16 protein-coding genes are annotated in these 15,150 nt (G+C 40.9%); all 16 read left to right on the forward strand.

Annotated elements, in window-relative coordinates; translation table 11 throughout:
• Positions 1 to 90: 90 nt before the first annotated feature.
• On the forward strand, positions 91 to 1,398 hold the full coding sequence (gene leuC / locus C4533_06855; protein ID RJP28188.1) for a 3-isopropylmalate dehydratase large subunit: 1,308 nt from the start codon (positions 91 to 93) through the stop codon (positions 1,396 to 1,398).
• Positions 1,398 to 1,895, forward strand: a complete 498-nt coding sequence (locus C4533_06860; protein RJP28265.1) for a 3-isopropylmalate dehydratase small subunit — start codon at positions 1,398 to 1,400, stop codon at positions 1,893 to 1,895. Before leuC ends, C4533_06860 begins: the two co-directional genes overlap by 1 nt.
• Entirely contained in the window at positions 1,892 to 2,152 is a 261-nt protein-coding gene (locus C4533_06865) for a hypothetical protein (protein RJP28189.1), read from the forward strand. Before C4533_06860 ends, C4533_06865 begins: the two co-directional genes overlap by 4 nt.
• Positions 2,153 to 2,165: 13 nt before the next feature.
• Complete coding sequence (locus C4533_06870) at positions 2,166 to 3,215, forward strand: 3-isopropylmalate dehydrogenase (GenBank protein RJP28190.1); 1,050 nt, start codon at positions 2,166 to 2,168, stop codon at positions 3,213 to 3,215.
• Positions 3,212 to 4,228, forward strand: a complete 1,017-nt coding sequence (locus C4533_06875) for an aspartate-semialdehyde dehydrogenase (protein RJP28191.1) — start codon at positions 3,212 to 3,214, stop codon at positions 4,226 to 4,228. Before C4533_06870 ends, C4533_06875 begins: the two co-directional genes overlap by 4 nt.
• A complete protein-coding gene (gene truA / locus C4533_06880) occupies positions 4,225 to 5,049 on the forward strand; it encodes a tRNA pseudouridine(38-40) synthase TruA (protein RJP28192.1) in 825 nt (274 codons plus the stop codon). The genes C4533_06875 and truA overlap by 4 nt, the downstream gene beginning before the upstream one ends.
• Positions 5,050 to 5,163: 114 nt before the next feature.
• Positions 5,164 to 5,595 carry a 50S ribosomal protein L13 gene (locus C4533_06885; protein ID RJP28193.1) on the forward strand — a complete coding sequence of 144 codons (432 nt, stop codon included), beginning with the start codon at positions 5,164 to 5,166 and terminating at the stop codon, positions 5,593 to 5,595.
• Positions 5,596 to 5,601: 6 nt separating this feature from the next.
• Positions 5,602 to 5,997 (forward strand): 30S ribosomal protein S9, encoded by a 396-nt coding sequence (locus C4533_06890; protein RJP28194.1) that lies wholly within the window; start codon positions 5,602 to 5,604, stop codon positions 5,995 to 5,997.
• A 167-nt stretch (positions 5,998 to 6,164) separates the two neighbouring features.
• Positions 6,165 to 7,184 carry an N-acetyl-gamma-glutamyl-phosphate reductase gene (locus C4533_06895; protein ID RJP28266.1) on the forward strand — a complete coding sequence of 340 codons (1,020 nt, stop codon included), beginning with the start codon at positions 6,165 to 6,167 and terminating at the stop codon, positions 7,182 to 7,184.
• Positions 7,181 to 8,317 (forward strand): bifunctional glutamate N-acetyltransferase/amino-acid acetyltransferase ArgJ, encoded by a 1,137-nt coding sequence (gene argJ / locus C4533_06900; GenBank protein ID RJP28195.1) that lies wholly within the window; start codon positions 7,181 to 7,183, stop codon positions 8,315 to 8,317. Before C4533_06895 ends, argJ begins: the two co-directional genes overlap by 4 nt.
• A gap of 12 nt (positions 8,318 to 8,329) precedes the next feature.
• Positions 8,330 to 9,181 (forward strand): acetylglutamate kinase, encoded by an 852-nt coding sequence (gene argB, locus C4533_06905; protein ID RJP28196.1) that lies wholly within the window; start codon positions 8,330 to 8,332, stop codon positions 9,179 to 9,181.
• A complete protein-coding gene (locus C4533_06910; GenBank protein RJP28197.1) occupies positions 9,178 to 10,362 on the forward strand; it encodes an aspartate aminotransferase family protein in 1,185 nt (394 codons plus the stop codon). Before argB ends, C4533_06910 begins: the two co-directional genes overlap by 4 nt.
• A complete protein-coding gene (argF, locus tag C4533_06915; GenBank protein RJP28198.1) occupies positions 10,355 to 11,278 on the forward strand; it encodes an ornithine carbamoyltransferase in 924 nt (307 codons plus the stop codon). The genes C4533_06910 and argF overlap by 8 nt, the downstream gene beginning before the upstream one ends.
• Entirely contained in the window at positions 11,275 to 12,456 is a 1,182-nt protein-coding gene (locus C4533_06920) for an argininosuccinate synthase (GenBank protein ID RJP28199.1), read from the forward strand. Before argF ends, C4533_06920 begins: the two co-directional genes overlap by 4 nt.
• 44 nt (positions 12,457 to 12,500) lie before the next feature.
• Positions 12,501 to 13,865, forward strand: coding sequence for an argininosuccinate lyase (gene argH, locus C4533_06925; protein ID RJP28200.1), 1,365 nt, complete (start codon positions 12,501 to 12,503; stop codon positions 13,863 to 13,865).
• A 4-nt stretch (positions 13,866 to 13,869) separates the two neighbouring features.
• Positions 13,870 to 15,150 (forward strand): diaminopimelate decarboxylase, encoded by a 1,281-nt coding sequence (gene lysA, locus C4533_06930; protein ID RJP28201.1) that lies wholly within the window; start codon positions 13,870 to 13,872, stop codon positions 15,148 to 15,150.

Below are 15,150 nucleotides of genomic sequence, written 5' to 3' on the forward strand. Positions count from 1 at the left end.
CAGGGTTAATTAAAGTTACAGAATGTTGCATAAATAACTTCATGTAGCTTTAATTAACTTTACGCTTTATATAACATAACAAAATATTATATGGCATACACAATTGCAGAAAAGATACTAATCGCACATAGCGGCAAAAAAGATATTCAACACGGAGAATTCATCGAAGCCAGAGTGGATTTGGCTTTGGGCAATGATATCACTGCCCCCTTAGCCATAGAAGAATTCAGGAGGTCCGGTTTTAAGAAGGTTTTTAATCGTAACAGAATTGCTCTTGTTCCCGATCATTTTACCCCTGCGAAAGACTTAAGAAGCGCTAACCAATGCAAGGTACTTGCTGATTTTGCAAAAGAACAAAAGATTAAAAATTATTTTGAGGTAGGATGCATGGGTATAGAGCATGCCTTATTGCCGGAAAAAGGATTAGTTTTGCCTGGTGATTTAGTTATCGGCGCTGATTCCCATACTTGTACTTACGGGGCTTTAGGTGTTTATTCGACCGGTGTCGGGTCAACTGACTTAGCCAGGGCGTTTATCGACGGCAAAGTCTGGCTTAAAGTTGCCCCTACGGTTAAATTCGTATTCAAAGGGAGATTAAAGAAATGGGTTACCGGAAAGGACCTGATATTATATACTATAGGTAAAATCGGGGTTGACGGAGCTTTGTATAAGGTTATGGAATTTTCCGGACCTGTAATCCGGAAATTGCCGATTGATGATAGGTTCTCGATGTCAAACATGGCTATAGAAGCGGGTGCCAGGGCAGGATTGATTGAACCGGATGAGATTACTTTGGAATACGTAGAAGAGGCTATGAGGAATCAGGGGGACAAGGAATCAAGTGGTCGGGGGGCGAAGGCGATAAAAAATAAATCGAAGATACTTTATTCCGATAAAGATGCTAAGTATGATAAAGTTTACGAATGGGACGTATCTGAGCTTGATCCGGTTGTTGCATGCCCTCATCTGCCAAGTAATGTTAAGCCGGTAGCAGAGCTTAAAAACATAAAAGTTGATCAGGTCGTCATAGGCTCCTGCACAAATGGCAGGATAAGCGATCTTAGGATAGCAGCAGGAATATTAAGAAATAAAAAGGTAGCCCCGCAAGTAAAGCTTATTGTGATACCCGCTACTCAGAAGATATATCTTGAGGCTGTTAAAGAAGGATTGGCTGAAATTTTTGTGAAAGCAGGAGGCGTGTTTTCTACTCCTACCTGCGGTCCGTGTTTGGGAGGCCATATGGGTATACTTACCGAAGGGCAGACTTGTATCGCAACAACCAATAGGAATTTTATCGGCAGAATGGGCAGCCCTAAATCATTTGTTTACCTGTCCAGCCCTGCTGTTGCTGCAGCTTCTGCGATAGCCGGTTACATCAACCACCCCGCAAGAGTATGATTATAAAAGGCAAGGTTCATAAATTCGGCGATGATATAAACACAGACGATATAATTGCCGCTAAATATTTGGTTTCAACCGATCCTAAAGAGCTCGGAAGCCACTGCATGGAAACGATTGCTCCTGATTTCTCCAAAAAAGTCGCAGATGGCGATATTATTGTTGCGGGCAAGAACTTTGGATGCGGTTCTTCCAGAGAGCATGCACCGGTTGCCATAAAGGGATGCGGGATATCTGCAGTTATCGCTAACAGCTTTGCGGCGATTTTTTTCAGAAATGCAATAAATATCGGTTTGCCTTTTCTGGAGTTAGAAAATACGAAAGAAATAGAAGACGGAGACATTATTGAAATAGATCTTTCAAGTGGTATAATAAAGGATATAACTCAAAATAAAACTTATAAAACTCAGGCTTTTCCAGTATTCTTACAGGAGATAGTACAGCAGGGAGGATTGATCGCCTGGGTTAAGTCAAAGGCCAGGAGGGCGTCACCATGAGAGTGGAAAAGGAGAGGCGCAAGGTCAATATTTTTTGTGAAGACAAAATACTTCTTAGGGGTTTTATTCATATCAATCCAGGCGAAAGAGTAATTGATTTTATCAATGACCTCAAAGAGGACTTTATTGCGGTTACCGTAGTGCAGGTGTATTACCCTGATACAGGCTTGATTTCTAAGAGAGGGAAATCAGAAGAAAAAGGCCTGATTATATTGAATAAAGCGAAAATAAACTGGATTGAAGAAGTAACCAATTAATTAAAGGATTGCTATGTATAAAATTGCCGTGATACCGGGTGATGGCACCGGCCCGGAAGTTATAGCTGAGGGTTTGAAAGTATTGGAATCTGCAAGCAGGAAATTTTCATTTGAATATAAAGCCGATGCTTTTGAATTCGGCGGAGCAAGATACCTTAAGACCGGTAAGACTTTGGAAGACAAAGATATCGACAATCTTAGAGAGTATTCTGCCATATACCTTGGAGCGATAGGCCATCCTGAGGTCAAGCCCGGGATATTGGAAACAGGCATACTTTTAAGATTAAGGTTTGCTCTCGACCAATATATAAATTTAAGGCCGATAAAATTGTACAATTCCAATTTCTGCCCCCTTAAAGACAAGAAGCCGGAAGATATTGATTTCGTTGTGGTACGCGAGAACTCTGAGGGCCTTTATAAAGGAATGGGTGAGTTCAGAGATAAGGGTACCAAGGACGAAGTAGCAATACAGTTGTCTTATAATACCCGTAAGGGTGTCGAACGCTGTATAAGATATGCTTTTGAGTTTTGCCGAAAGCGTAATAAACGCAAGAAGCTTACTCTCTGCGGTAAGACTAACGTCCTTACCTATGCCTGGGATTTGTGGGAGAGGACATTTTATGAAGTAGCCAAGGAATATCCCGATATAGCCGTTGATTATGCACACGTGGATGCGACTACGATGTGGTTTGTCAAGAATCCGGAATGGTTTGATGTTATTGTTACAGATAATATGTTTGGAGACATAATAACTGACTTAGGTGCAATGATCCAGGGAGGGATGGGTATTGCCGCCGGCGGAAATATTAATCCGGGCGGTGTATCTATGTTTGAGCCTATCGGAGGCAGCGCACCTAAATATACAGGCAAAAATGTAATTAATCCCTTAGCGGCAATTTGTGCATTAGGTATGATGCTGGAAAGCCTGGGAGAGGTAAAAGCCGCAAATGCTATAGAGGCTTCGGTAATTAATTTGGTGAGGACGAAATTAAAATCTTTAGCCGCAGGGAAGATGGGTTTCTCCACATCTGAAATCGGAGATATAATCTCTAAATCACTATGAAAAAATATAATATTGCTGTAGTAGGAGTCGGTGCTGTAGGTATAGAAATGTTGCGTGTCCTTAAGGCGCGTAATTTTCCTGCCGGAGAAATCAAAGTTTTGGCCCGTTCTTCCAGGGATATTGTTGTAGACGGGGTTAAATATTCCGTAGAGGCAATCGGTAGCAACTCGTTTAGGGGAACAGACATTGCTTTGTTTGCCGGTACTGAGGGAGAAAAGGGGGCAGCCGTAACTTTTGCCAGGGAGGCTGTAAAGTGTGGTGCTGTGGTTATCGATAACGGTGCCGATTTTAGAATGGATAAGGATGTGCCTCTGGTGGTTCCGGAAGTAAACGGCCGGGATGTAAAAAAGCATAAAGGCATCATTGCCAATCCTAATTGTTCTACCATACAAATGGTGGTAGCGCTTTGGCCGATTTATAAAAAAGCAGGCATTAAAAGGATAATCGTTACCACTCTGCAGGCTTCTTCAGGTGCTGGTAGGTCTGCCGTTGAGCAGTTAAAGGAAGAAATAAATATGATAGCTGCCGGAGGATTTGATAAGGTAAACGTTAATGTCGATAATCCTAGTATGCCGCAGCAACTGGCTTTCAATGTATTTCCTCAAATCGGAGGATTTACTGAGTGTGATTACACAAGCGAAGAGTGGAAGCTGGTAAAAGAGACGCATAAAATAATGCATGACAGTAAGATTAAGATTTCAGCCACTACAGTCAGGGTCCCGGTCAGGACCGGGCATTCAGAATCAGTATATATAGAGACTGTAAAACCGATATCAGTTGCTTTAGCTAAGAAAATATTAGCCAAATCAGAGGGGATTGTTTTAATCGATGATCCCAAATCAAACCTTTATCCTATGCCCAAGGATGCTGAAGGCAAGGATGAAACTTTTGTCGGCAGGATACGTAAGGATTGTTTTGTGAAAAACGGCATGTGGCTTTGGGTTGTTGCAGATAATCTCCGTAAGGGCGCTGCTACAAATGCTGTTCAGATTGCTGAAATTCTAATTAAATGAAACAAGGCAATGCTGCAAAGCCCAACAAGACGGTTAATAACCTGAAGCGCAATATCAGGCTTGGAATAGAATACGATGGCACAAATTATTGTGGCTGGCAGACTCAGACCCGCAGCAAGCTTAAGCCCAGCATACAAGAGGTAATAGAATCCGTCCTTACTAAAATCCTCCAGGAAGAAATTAATATCACTGGCGCCGGCAGGACCGATGCCGGAGTGCATGCTTTATCACAGGTAGCTAATTTTAAGACCCATTCAAAATTATCATTAGTCAAAATTAAAAAAGCACTAAATTCTTTGTTGCCTAATGATATCGCAGTAAAAAACATAAAAGAAGTCCATATTGATTTTCACAGCAGGTTTAATGCTAAATCCAAATTGTACAGGTACATCATAGTCAACTCATCGGATAGGTGCGTATTTTTCAAGAAATATGCATACTTTTGCGCTTATGGCCTTGATATCAAGCTTATGCGTAAAGAGTCGAATTCTTTGCTGGGCAGGCATGATTTCAGTTCGTTCTGTGCAAGCAGCAGCTCTGTAAGAGATAAGGTCAGGACGATATTCAATGTCAGCTTAAAAAAAATAAAGCCAAACATATTTGGCTTGAGCTATAATGTCACGGGCAATATCATTGCCCTGGATATAGAGGCGGATGGTTTTTTGTATAATATGGTACGCAATATTGCGGGTACGCTTATAGACATTGGAAGAGGCAGATTAAAGACAGGTATTAAGAGAATATTGTCTGCTAAAGATAGGCGCTTGGCCGGGCAAACCGCTCCTGCCTGCGGGCTTTTCTTGGTAAAAACTACCTATTAAACCCCATCCTGGTGCTTAAACAGTTGGTTATAGGTATAAAAAAATTGTAAAATATATTGACTTATATAGCAGATATGTTATACTTTTAGTTCATTATTTTTATAGGAGAGTTTTATGAACAGGACCTTTATAGCTAAAAAAAGAGAGATAAAAAGAGGGCAGTATATTGTAGATGCCAAGGGCAAGATACTTGGCAGGCTTGCTGTAAAGATTGCCGTTATTTTAAGAGGGAAACACAAACCCGAATTTACGCCGCATATAGATACGGGTGATTCTGTGATCGTGTTTAATGCGGATAAGATAAGAGTTACAGGCAGGAAAATGACAGAAAAGGTTTACCGCAGGTTTTCCGGATATCCCGGCGGCTTGCGGGAAGTCAGCCTTGAAACCTTGCTTAAGAAAAACCCTTCTAACGTTATAAGGCTTGCGGTTAAGAGGATGCTGCCTTCAGGGCCTCTTGGCAGGGATATGATAAAGAAATTGAAGGTATATAATACAGAGCAGCACCCGCATAAAGGCGGCAATTTAATTAATTTGGAGGTCTGATTTTTTATGGAAGCAGCAACGCAATCTAAGGCATTAGGCAGAAGGAAAGAAGCTATAGCAAGGGTGAGGGTTATGCCTGGCTCTGGCAGGATTTCTGTTAACGGTAAGGATTTTTCAGAATATTTTATCAGGGAAACTGACAGGATTATCATAAAACAGCCTTTAATGGCTACAAATACTTTGGATAAATACGATATTTTCGCAAATTTAAGTGGGGGCGGTTTAACTGGGCAGGCTGGTGCTTTGAGGCTTGGTATTTCTCGCATATTAGCTTCATTTGACCCGAGCTTTAAGGATTTACTCCGTAAGCAGGGTTTTATCACGCGTGACCCGCGCATGAAAGAGCGCAAAAAATACGGCCGTAAAGGAGCACGCAAGCGCTTCCAGTGGACAAAGAGGTAAGGAATGTTAGTTCATAGTTCATAGTTCATAGTTCATAGATGTGAGATAAGAGATCCCGCTGGATAAGCGGGATTTTTTATTTTACGGGGATATTAATCGACGAGAAATTTCTTGACTATGCAATTTTTTTATTCTAAGATGGTCAATAAACGATGGAGAAATTAGAAATGAATATAAAAGTTGGTATTATCGGGGCTACAGGGCATACCGGCGAAGAATTAATCGGCATACTTCTTGGACATCCTTATGTTTCTATATGCGGACTTTATAATACCGGCAAGGACCCGCAGGTGATTTCGCAGGTTTTCCCGAAATTCAAAGGTAGGCTTGACAGGGTCTGCAAAAAAGCTGATTTTAAGGAGATAGCTGATAAGTGCGACCTGATATTTTTGGCTTTGCCCCATACAGTTTCTATGGATTTTACGCCGAAATTACTTAAGATCAATAAGAAAATAATCGACCTTAGCGCAGATTACCGGATTAAAAATACCAGGGTTTTTGAGAAATTTTACGGGAAGAAACATAAGGATAATCTTGGTTTGCGTAAGGCAGTTTATGGTCTGCCCGAGATTTATAGGAATAAAATCAAGCATGCTAAACTTGTGGCAAACCCAGGGTGTTATCCGACTGCTGCAATATTAGCTTTGGCGCCGTTAGTTTCTTTGGGATTAGTGGATAACAGTTCCATAATAATTGATGCCAAGTCAGGTGTTTCCGGGGCGGGAAAGAAGCTTACGAAGGAATTTCTATTTTCTGAGGTAGCCGGTAATTTCAGCGCATACAAGGTTAACACCCATCAGCATATGCCGGAGATCGAGCTGTATCTAAGCAGGCTTGCCTCATCCAAGGTAAAAATTAAATTCGTGCCGCACCTTCTCCCGATAAACAGGGGGATAATCGAGACGATATACGTAAACAAGAGCCATGCAGCTAAAGGTAAGAATATCTTGGGGATATTCAAGAGTTTTTATAAGAATGAACCTTTTATCAGGATCAAAGAAGAGGGTAAATTCCCCAAAGTCAGTGATGTGTATGAAACCAATTACTGCGATATAGGGATAAAGGATTGCGGTGATTCGGTTATAATAATAGCGGCAATAGACAATCTTTCAAAAGGCGCTTCCGGGCAGGCTGTACAAAACATGAATATTATGTATAAGATCCCCGAGACTACGGGGTTGTTATGAACATACTGAATAAAGCTTATTTACCCTGCGGGTTTAAGGCAGCGGCAGTCGCTTCAGGCATTAAGAAATCCGGAAAATTGGATTTAGGTTTAATTATTTCTGAAGTCCCAGCTAAAGCTTCCTGTGTTTTTACTGCCAATAAGATTAAAGCAGCCCCTTTAAAAATTGACAAAGAACATCTTAGCAAGTCTAAATTCTTCCAGGCGATTATTGTCAATAGCGGCAATGCCAATTGTTTTACTTCCGGACAGGGGATTAAAGATGCGTCTAGAATGGCAGCTATGGTGGCTGAGCCTTTAGGCTTGCTAAAAGAAGCGGTATTAGTTGCTTCTACCGGGATAATAGGCAAAAGGATGCCTATGGAGAATGTAAGTAGGGGTATCATTAAGCTTTTTCCTTTACTTTCAGCGAGCGGCATAGATAAGGCCAAAAAAGCGATATTAACAACAGACACCTTTGCTAAAGAGATAACCGTAAGATTTAAAATAGGTTCAAAAGTCGTTACTATTTGCGGGATTGCTAAAGGAGCAGGGATGATCTCTCCATCGATGGCCACTATGCTTTGTTTTGTCCTTACCGATGCTAGTATCACCCAGAGGGCGCTTGATAAATCTTTAAAAGGAGCGGTAGAAAGTTCTTTTAATAGCATAACCGTTGATGGTTGTATGAGTACGAATGATAGTGTGATGGTTTTAGCTAATTCCCTTGCCGGCAATAAGCTTATTGATAAAGGGGCAGCTTTTGGGATTTTTACCAAGGCGCTGAACACTGTTTGTTTAGAGTTAGCTAAATTGATTGTCAGAGACGGCGAAGGCGCAACGAAATTCATCAGGATAAATGTTAACGGTGCTAAAAGCTATGGACAGGCAAGAAAAGGGGCTTTAGCTATAGCAAATTCAGATTTGTTTAAAACAGCCATATACGGGCAGAACCCAAACTTTGGCAGGATAGTCGCCAGCCTTGGCGCATCAGGTATTTTGTTGAACGAAGACAAAATCAGGATTAAGGCCAGTTCTCTTGCGAAAAAAGATATTAACATAGATGTTTATTTAGGGGCAGGTAAATACTCCGCTACTGTTTATACCAGCGACCTTACTCCTGAGTATATAAAAATTAATGCTGAGTATAACTAAAGGAAGATAAATATGGAAGAAGCGATTAAAAAAGCTAATGTTCTTATTGAGGCCCTGCCTTATATTAAGAAATTTCATAAAAAAATCGTCGTAATAAAATACGGCGGCAGCATATTAAGCGAAGAGAAGATCAGGAGAGGTATACTCGAAGATATTGTCTTCTTAAGCTTCATGGGCTTAAAGCCGGTTCTTGTTCACGGTGGCGGGCCAAATATAAGCGACCGGATCCGGGAGTCAGGTAAAAAGACAGAGTTTATCGACGGTATGAGAGTGACCGACGAAGACACATTAACTATCGTTGAAGATGAGCTGGATAAACTTAATAAGATGATTGTTGCGGAGATAGTTCAGATTGGCGCTAAGGCCGTAGGGTTAAATGGCAAGGAAAATATAATCCTGGCTAAAAAAAAGAAGGCCAAGATTGACTTAGGGTTGGTCGGCGAAGTTGCTCAGGTTGTCACAGATAATATTTTGGACAGGCTTAAGTCAGATACTGTTGTTGTGGTATTGCCCATGGGCACAGGCAAGGATAAAAAAACATATAACATAAATGCCGATGAGGCAGCTTCTAGTATAGCTTCAGCCTTATCAGCCGAGAAGCTGGTTTTGCTTACCAATGTAAAAGGGATCATGAGGAATCCGGATGATCCGCATTCTTTTCTTTCGACGCTGAATACTGAGGAGGCAAAGGGTCTTATAAGCGAAAATGTGATTAACCAGGGTATGATACCGAAGGTCCAGGCCTGCGTAGATGCCTTGAATAACGGGGTTAAAAAGACGCATATCATTGATGCGCGTATACCGCATGGTCTGCTACTTGAAATTTTTACCGATGAAGGTATCGGCACAGAGATAGTGAAATGAAATTAGAAGATATATTACAATCATATAGTGATTTTATTATGCCTACATACAATAAGACACCATTGGTCTTCACAAAGGGCAAGGGCAGTTGGTTATGGGATATACATAATAAGGCATATTTAGATTTTTTCCCGGGGTGGGGCGTTAATAACCTTGGGCATTGTCACCCTAAGGTGATGCAGGCAGTCAGGGACCAGATATCAAAGCTGATATTCATACCTAATAATTATTATCAAGTCCCCCAGGCCGTATTAGCAAAAGAATTAATCAATGTTATTTTTCCTGCTAAGGTATTTTTTTGCAATTCAGGCGCAGAGGCTAATGAAGCAGCAATAAAATTCTCGAGGAAATTCGGCAAGGGCAAGTATGAAATCATAACTTTTACAAATTCATTCCACGGCAGGACTCTGGCAGCACTCGCAGCTACGGGGCAGAAGAAATACCAGGAAGGCTTTGAGCCTTTACCTGCCGGATTTAAAACTGTTGAGTTCAATGATATAGAAGCAGTTAAGAGGGCAATCACGGATAAAACAGTAGGTATAATGCTTGAATTGATCCAGGGCGAGGGTGGTATAAATGTCGCCTTAAGGGATTTTGTGGTGGAGCTAAGGAATGTCTGCGATGAAAAAGGTTTGCTTTTGATTATCGATGAGGTTCAAACTGGCATAGGAAGGACAGGCAAAATGTTTTGCTATGAGCATTACGGTATAAAACCGGATATTCTGACTTTGGCAAAGGCTCTTGGCGGCGGCTTGCCTATAGGCGCAATGGTGGTTAAAAAGGATATTGCCGATCTGCTTTTGCCCGGCATGCACGCTTCTACTTTTGGTGGCGGGCCGGTTATTTGTAAAGCAGCTTTAGCGGTATTAAGGTCGATTAAGAAAGAAAAGATCCTTAAAAACGTAGAGGTTGTAGGTGATTACCTTTATAAGAACCTTATGAAACTTAAAGAAAAATATTCGGTTATCAATGATGCCAGGGGTCTTGGGCTTATGTTCGGAGTAGAGCTTAATATAGAGGGGAAACCGATCGTCGAAAGGTGTATTGGAGAAGGGCTGTTGATTAACTGCACCCACGGTTCGGTTTTAAGGCTTATGCCGGCATTAAACGTAACTAAAAGAGAAATTGATAAAGCAGTTCAAATATTAAATAAAGTAATGAAGGATGTTTGCCATGGATAAAGATCTTATTTCAATCGTAAACCTTAAAAGGAGCCAGATAGAGGATATTCTTTCTCTAACTGATAGCTTGATTGCCGATAGGCAAAAGTTCTCCCGGCATCTGACCGGCAAGACTTTAGCGCTGATATTCCAGAAACCTTCTAACCGGACCAGGGTTTCTTTTGAGGTTGGCATGTATCAATTGGGAGGTAATTCTATTTATCTTTCTCCCGGCGAGATCAACTTGGGAGTAAGGGAGTCGATTAAGGACGTGGCTAAAACCCTTTCCAGGTATGTCGACGGTATTGTAATAAGGACTTTTGAGCATGCTAATGTGGTTGAACTTGCTAAGTATTCTTCTGTTCCGGTAATAAACGGCCTGTCAGATTTCTCACACCCATGCCAGGCACTGGCTGATATTTACACGGTTACAAGGAAACTTAAAGATAGGCAGAAAATAACGCTAGCTTACATAGGAGACGGAAATAATGTAAGCAATTCTTTACTGTATGTTTGTGCAAAGCTCGGTATAAATATGAAGATGGCTACTCCAAAAGGTTATGAACCGGATGGAGGAGTCCTTGAAGGGGCTGTAATTTTGTCTAAAGAGACAAATTGCCTTATCAGCCATTCCTATGATCCGGCAGAAACAGCAGAAGGAGCAGATGTTATATATACAGATGTCTGGACAAGCATGGGGCAGGAGAAGGAAGCAGCCAAAAGAAAGAAGGCATTTGAGAAATTCCAGATTAACTCTAAGTTAGTTAGCTTGGCAAAGGCGGGCGCATTGATTATGCATTGTCTTCCCGCCCATAGAGGGGAAGAAATTACAGATGAAGTCATTGACGGAGCTAATTCTATAGTGTTTGACCAGGCTGAAAACAGGCTCCATGTGCAAAAGGCGATATTGATAAAATTATTAGGAGACAATAAATGAAGAAAGTTGTACTTGCTTATTCAGGGGGGTTAGATACTTCTTGCATTGTTAAGTGGCTAACTTTAAGAGGATATGATGTGGTATGTTTCGTAGCGGATTTGGGCCAGGGTTTAGGAAGCGGCGAGGATCTTAAAGCTATAGAGAAAAGGGCTTTTTCTGCGGGGGCTTCCAAAGTTTATATCAAGGATTTACAGGAAGAGTTTATAGATGATTATATTTTGCCTGCGTTAAAGGCTAATGCAATATACGAAGGCAAATACCTGCTTGCTACAGCCTTAGGAAGGCCGTTAATTGCCAAGCATTTAGTTGACCTGGCGCATAAAGAAAAAGCTTCTTATGTTGCGCATGGTTGTACCGGAAAAGGCAATGACCAGGTTAGGTTTGAAGTAAGTGTCGGCATACTTGACCCGGGCTTAGAGATAATTGCGCCTGTCAGGGAATGGGAGTTTAAATCCAGGGATGAGGAAATTGAATACGCAAAAATGCATAATATCCCCATAGATGTGAGCAAAAAAAAGCCGTACAGTATTGACAGGAATATTTGGGGTATCAGTATAGAGGCAGGGGTATTAGAAAATCTGGAGCAGGAGCCTCCGGAAGATGCCTACATGATCACTAAAAACCCGGGCGGGCAATCTTCTTACCCTAAATATGTGGAAATCACCTTTGATAAAGGAGTGCCAAAAAAGATTGACGGTAAATCCTATACGTTAAAGAACCTGATAATACAGCTTAATGAGGTGGGCGGGACTCATGGCGTAGGCAGGGTTGATTTAGTTGAGAACAGGCTGGTAGGTATTAAATCCAGGGAGATATATGAGGCGCCTGCTGCAACCATACTTTTTGCCGCGCACAAAGAATTAGAGAGCCTGGTGTTAGACAGGGAATGCGCCCATTTTAAGGAGCTGGTTTCCATGAAATATTCCGAAATGGTTTATTATGGCTTATGGTTCTCACCGTTAAAGGAAGCTTTAGACGGGTTTGTAAATTCAACCCAGAAAAGCGTAAGCGGTACTATTAAACTTAAACTTTTTAAAGGCAGCTGTGTAGCTGTTGCGAGAAAATCATCACATTCCTTGTATAAGAAGGAGCTGAGCACTTACGGCCAGGATGATAAATTTAACCAGAAATTAGCAGAGGGGTTCATCAAGATCTGGGGAATGCCGTATAAACAATAGTTCATGGTTCATAGTTCACGGAATAAATCTTAGAGAGGTAGAATATGACAAAGAAATTATGGGGTGGAAGGTTTAGTAAGAAAACCGATCCTTTGGTAGAAGAGTTTACCAAATCCGTACAATATGATTATAAACTGGCTGAGTGTGATATCATTGGCTCTGTTTTGCATGTCAGTGTTTTAAAATCAGCAGGTTACTTAAATGCACAAGAAGCAAAGAAGCTCACAAAAGAATTAGAGCAGATATCAGCTGGACTTAAGAGCGGCAAACTCAAGATTAATAAGAACGATGAGGATATCCATACTTTTATTCAGAATGCGCTGCAGAAGAAGGTAGGTAGTTTAGCTTTAAAGCTGCATACTGCCAGGTCAAGGAATGATCAGGTTGTATTCGCAACAAAATTATATTGTAAATTTGCTATTACAAAGCTTAATTGTAATATAGAGTCGTTAAAAGCTGCCCTAATTAATGTAGGTATGGAAAATGCTAAAGTGATATTACCCGGTTTTACACATATGCAGCATGCACAGCCTGTATCTCTTAAAGATTATTTTTCAGCGTATGAGGAAATGCTTGAAAGGGATAGCAAAAGATTGGATTATATTTTTGATAATCTGGAAATAAACATGGGCTCCGGAGCTCTTGCAGGAACGCCCATAATGGCAGGCGAGTATAGTATTAAGGCCGGGAAGCTAATAAAAACTTTAGGCCTGGATACAGAATTGAATATTCATCCGACTAACAATTCACTGGACACCGTAAGCGACAGGGATTTCGTAATCGAGATTCTTAGCGTCTTAAGCACTATAGGTATGCATTTATCAAGGTTAGCCGAGGATTTGATTATATGGTCTACAAAGGAATTTGACTTTGTTGAAATTGATGAATCTTTCTGTACGGGCAGCTCGCTTATGCCTCAAAAGAAGAATGCTGATACATTAGAGCTTATAAGGGGTTATTGTGGCAGGTTATATGGCAATTTAGTAAGTGTGTTAACGATGATGAAAGGCCTGCCTCTTACTTATAACAGGGATATGCAGCTGGATAAGGAGCCACTTTTTGATTCTTTTGAGATAGTTGAGAAAGAATTAAAGATACTTACCGGCCTTATCAGTACTTTGAGGTTTAACAAAGATAAGATCGAGGAACAGCTTAAGGATGAATCTCTGTATGCTACGGACTTGGTTTATTACCTGGTTAATAAAGGTGTAGCTTTTAAGGATGCGCATACGATTATCGGCAAGCTTGTTAAATACTCTCTTGATAATTCCATTGAGATTAAAAGCATGCCGGAGAGCTTGCTTAAAAAATTCTCAGGTAAGATTGTGAAAAAAGATATAATAAAGCTATTTGACCCGAAAGTTTCAGTAAATTCCAAAAAGTCCATTAACAGGCAAAAAAGGAAATAGCAGCATGCATGAATTTAAATTCAGAAATAACCATTTTTTCTGTGAGAACGTAAAATTAGAGGATTTGGCTGAGAAATTCGGCACACCTCTTTATGTATATAGCTACCATACCTTGATCAGCCATTTTGTGAAATTACAGCAGGCTTTTAAGGCGGTTAATCCTTTAATATGTTTCTCGGTAAAATCAAATTCTAATTTGGCTGTTCTTAAAGCCTTGGTTGATAAAGGCGCAGGCCTGGATATAGTCTCAGGAGGCGAGCTATACCGTGCGCTTAAGGTAGGCTGCCCGGCAGAAAAGATAGTTTATGCATCAGTCGGCAAAACTGATAAAGAGATAGAGGATGCTTTACGGGCAGGCATATTGTTTTTTAATGTTGAATCTTTGCCTGAGCTTGCCAATATTAACCGTATTGCAGGTGCTTTAGGTAAAAAAGCGCAGGTAGCAATAAGGATAAACCCGGATGTAGAGGCGAAAACCCATAAATTCATAACCACCGGTAAAATTACTAATAAATTCGGTATTGATTTTGATTCTGCTTTAGGTTTCTTAAAACTAAGGAGTAAATTCTCCAATTTAAGAATATCAGGGATACATATTCATATAGGTTCTCAGATAACCGAAAGCGCGCCCTTTGTTGCTGCAATAAACAAAGTAGTAAAATTCATAAATGTTGCCCGCAGGCAGGGGATTGGGCTTAATTATTTGAATATAGGCGGAGGCCTAGGAATTATTTATGATAAAGAAACTCCCCAGACTGCCGCTAAATATGCTTCCAAGGTCCTGCCCTTGCTTAAAAATACCGGCTTAAAAATCATTCTTGAGCCGGGAAGGTTTATCGTAGGTAATGCCGGAGTATTAGTGACAAAAGTGCTTTATGTCAAATCGAGCCCCAAGAAAAAATTTGTTATTGTTGATGGCGGTATGAATGACCTTATCCGCCCGGCTTTATATGACGCTTATCACCAGATAGTTCCATTACACACAAGGTCACATGGTCACATGGTCGCAAGGTCACAAGAAAAAGTGGATGTTGTAGGGCCTATCTGCGAAAGCGGGGATTTTTTTGCAAAAGAGAGGAAGCTGCCGAAACTGAAAGAAGGCGATTATCTTGCAGTAATGGGCGCAGGGGCATATGGTTTTAGCATGTCTTCCAATTATAATTCACGTTTAAAGGCTGCTGAGGTATTGGTGGTCAAAGACAGGGTATTTTTGATAAGAAGAAGGGATTCTTATGATGACATAATCCGTAATGAGTCCATTCCTTCTTTTTTGCTGGGGTTATAG

It is taken from the genome of Candidatus Omnitrophota bacterium (assembly GCA_003598025.1).
In the GTDB taxonomy this organism is placed as follows: Bacteria; Omnitrophota; Gorgyraeia; order Gygaellales; family Profunditerraquicolaceae; genus Profunditerraquicola.

Coding starts and splice junctions, on each gene's coding strand:
- leuC (RJP28188.1), top strand. CDS start 91: ATGGCATACACAATTGCAGAAAAGATACTAATCGCACATAGCGGCAAA.
- C4533_06865 (RJP28189.1), top strand. CDS start 1,892: ATGAGAGTGGAAAAGGAGAGGCGCAAGGTCAATATTTTTTGTGAAGAC.
- C4533_06870 (RJP28190.1), top strand. CDS start 2,166: ATGTATAAAATTGCCGTGATACCGGGTGATGGCACCGGCCCGGAAGTT.
- C4533_06875 (RJP28191.1), top strand. CDS start 3,212: ATGAAAAAATATAATATTGCTGTAGTAGGAGTCGGTGCTGTAGGTATA.
- truA (RJP28192.1), top strand. CDS start 4,225: ATGAAACAAGGCAATGCTGCAAAGCCCAACAAGACGGTTAATAACCTG.
- C4533_06885 (RJP28193.1), top strand. CDS start 5,164: ATGAACAGGACCTTTATAGCTAAAAAAAGAGAGATAAAAAGAGGGCAG.
- C4533_06890 (RJP28194.1), top strand. CDS start 5,602: ATGGAAGCAGCAACGCAATCTAAGGCATTAGGCAGAAGGAAAGAAGCT.
- C4533_06895 (RJP28266.1), top strand. CDS start 6,165: ATGAATATAAAAGTTGGTATTATCGGGGCTACAGGGCATACCGGCGAA.
- argJ (RJP28195.1), top strand. CDS start 7,181: ATGAACATACTGAATAAAGCTTATTTACCCTGCGGGTTTAAGGCAGCG.
- argB (RJP28196.1), top strand. CDS start 8,330: ATGGAAGAAGCGATTAAAAAAGCTAATGTTCTTATTGAGGCCCTGCCT.
- C4533_06910 (RJP28197.1), top strand. CDS start 9,178: ATGAAATTAGAAGATATATTACAATCATATAGTGATTTTATTATGCCT.
- argF (RJP28198.1), top strand. CDS start 10,355: ATGGATAAAGATCTTATTTCAATCGTAAACCTTAAAAGGAGCCAGATA.
- C4533_06920 (RJP28199.1), top strand. CDS start 11,275: ATGAAGAAAGTTGTACTTGCTTATTCAGGGGGGTTAGATACTTCTTGC.
- argH (RJP28200.1), top strand. CDS start 12,501: ATGACAAAGAAATTATGGGGTGGAAGGTTTAGTAAGAAAACCGATCCT.
- lysA (RJP28201.1), top strand. CDS start 13,870: ATGCATGAATTTAAATTCAGAAATAACCATTTTTTCTGTGAGAACGTA.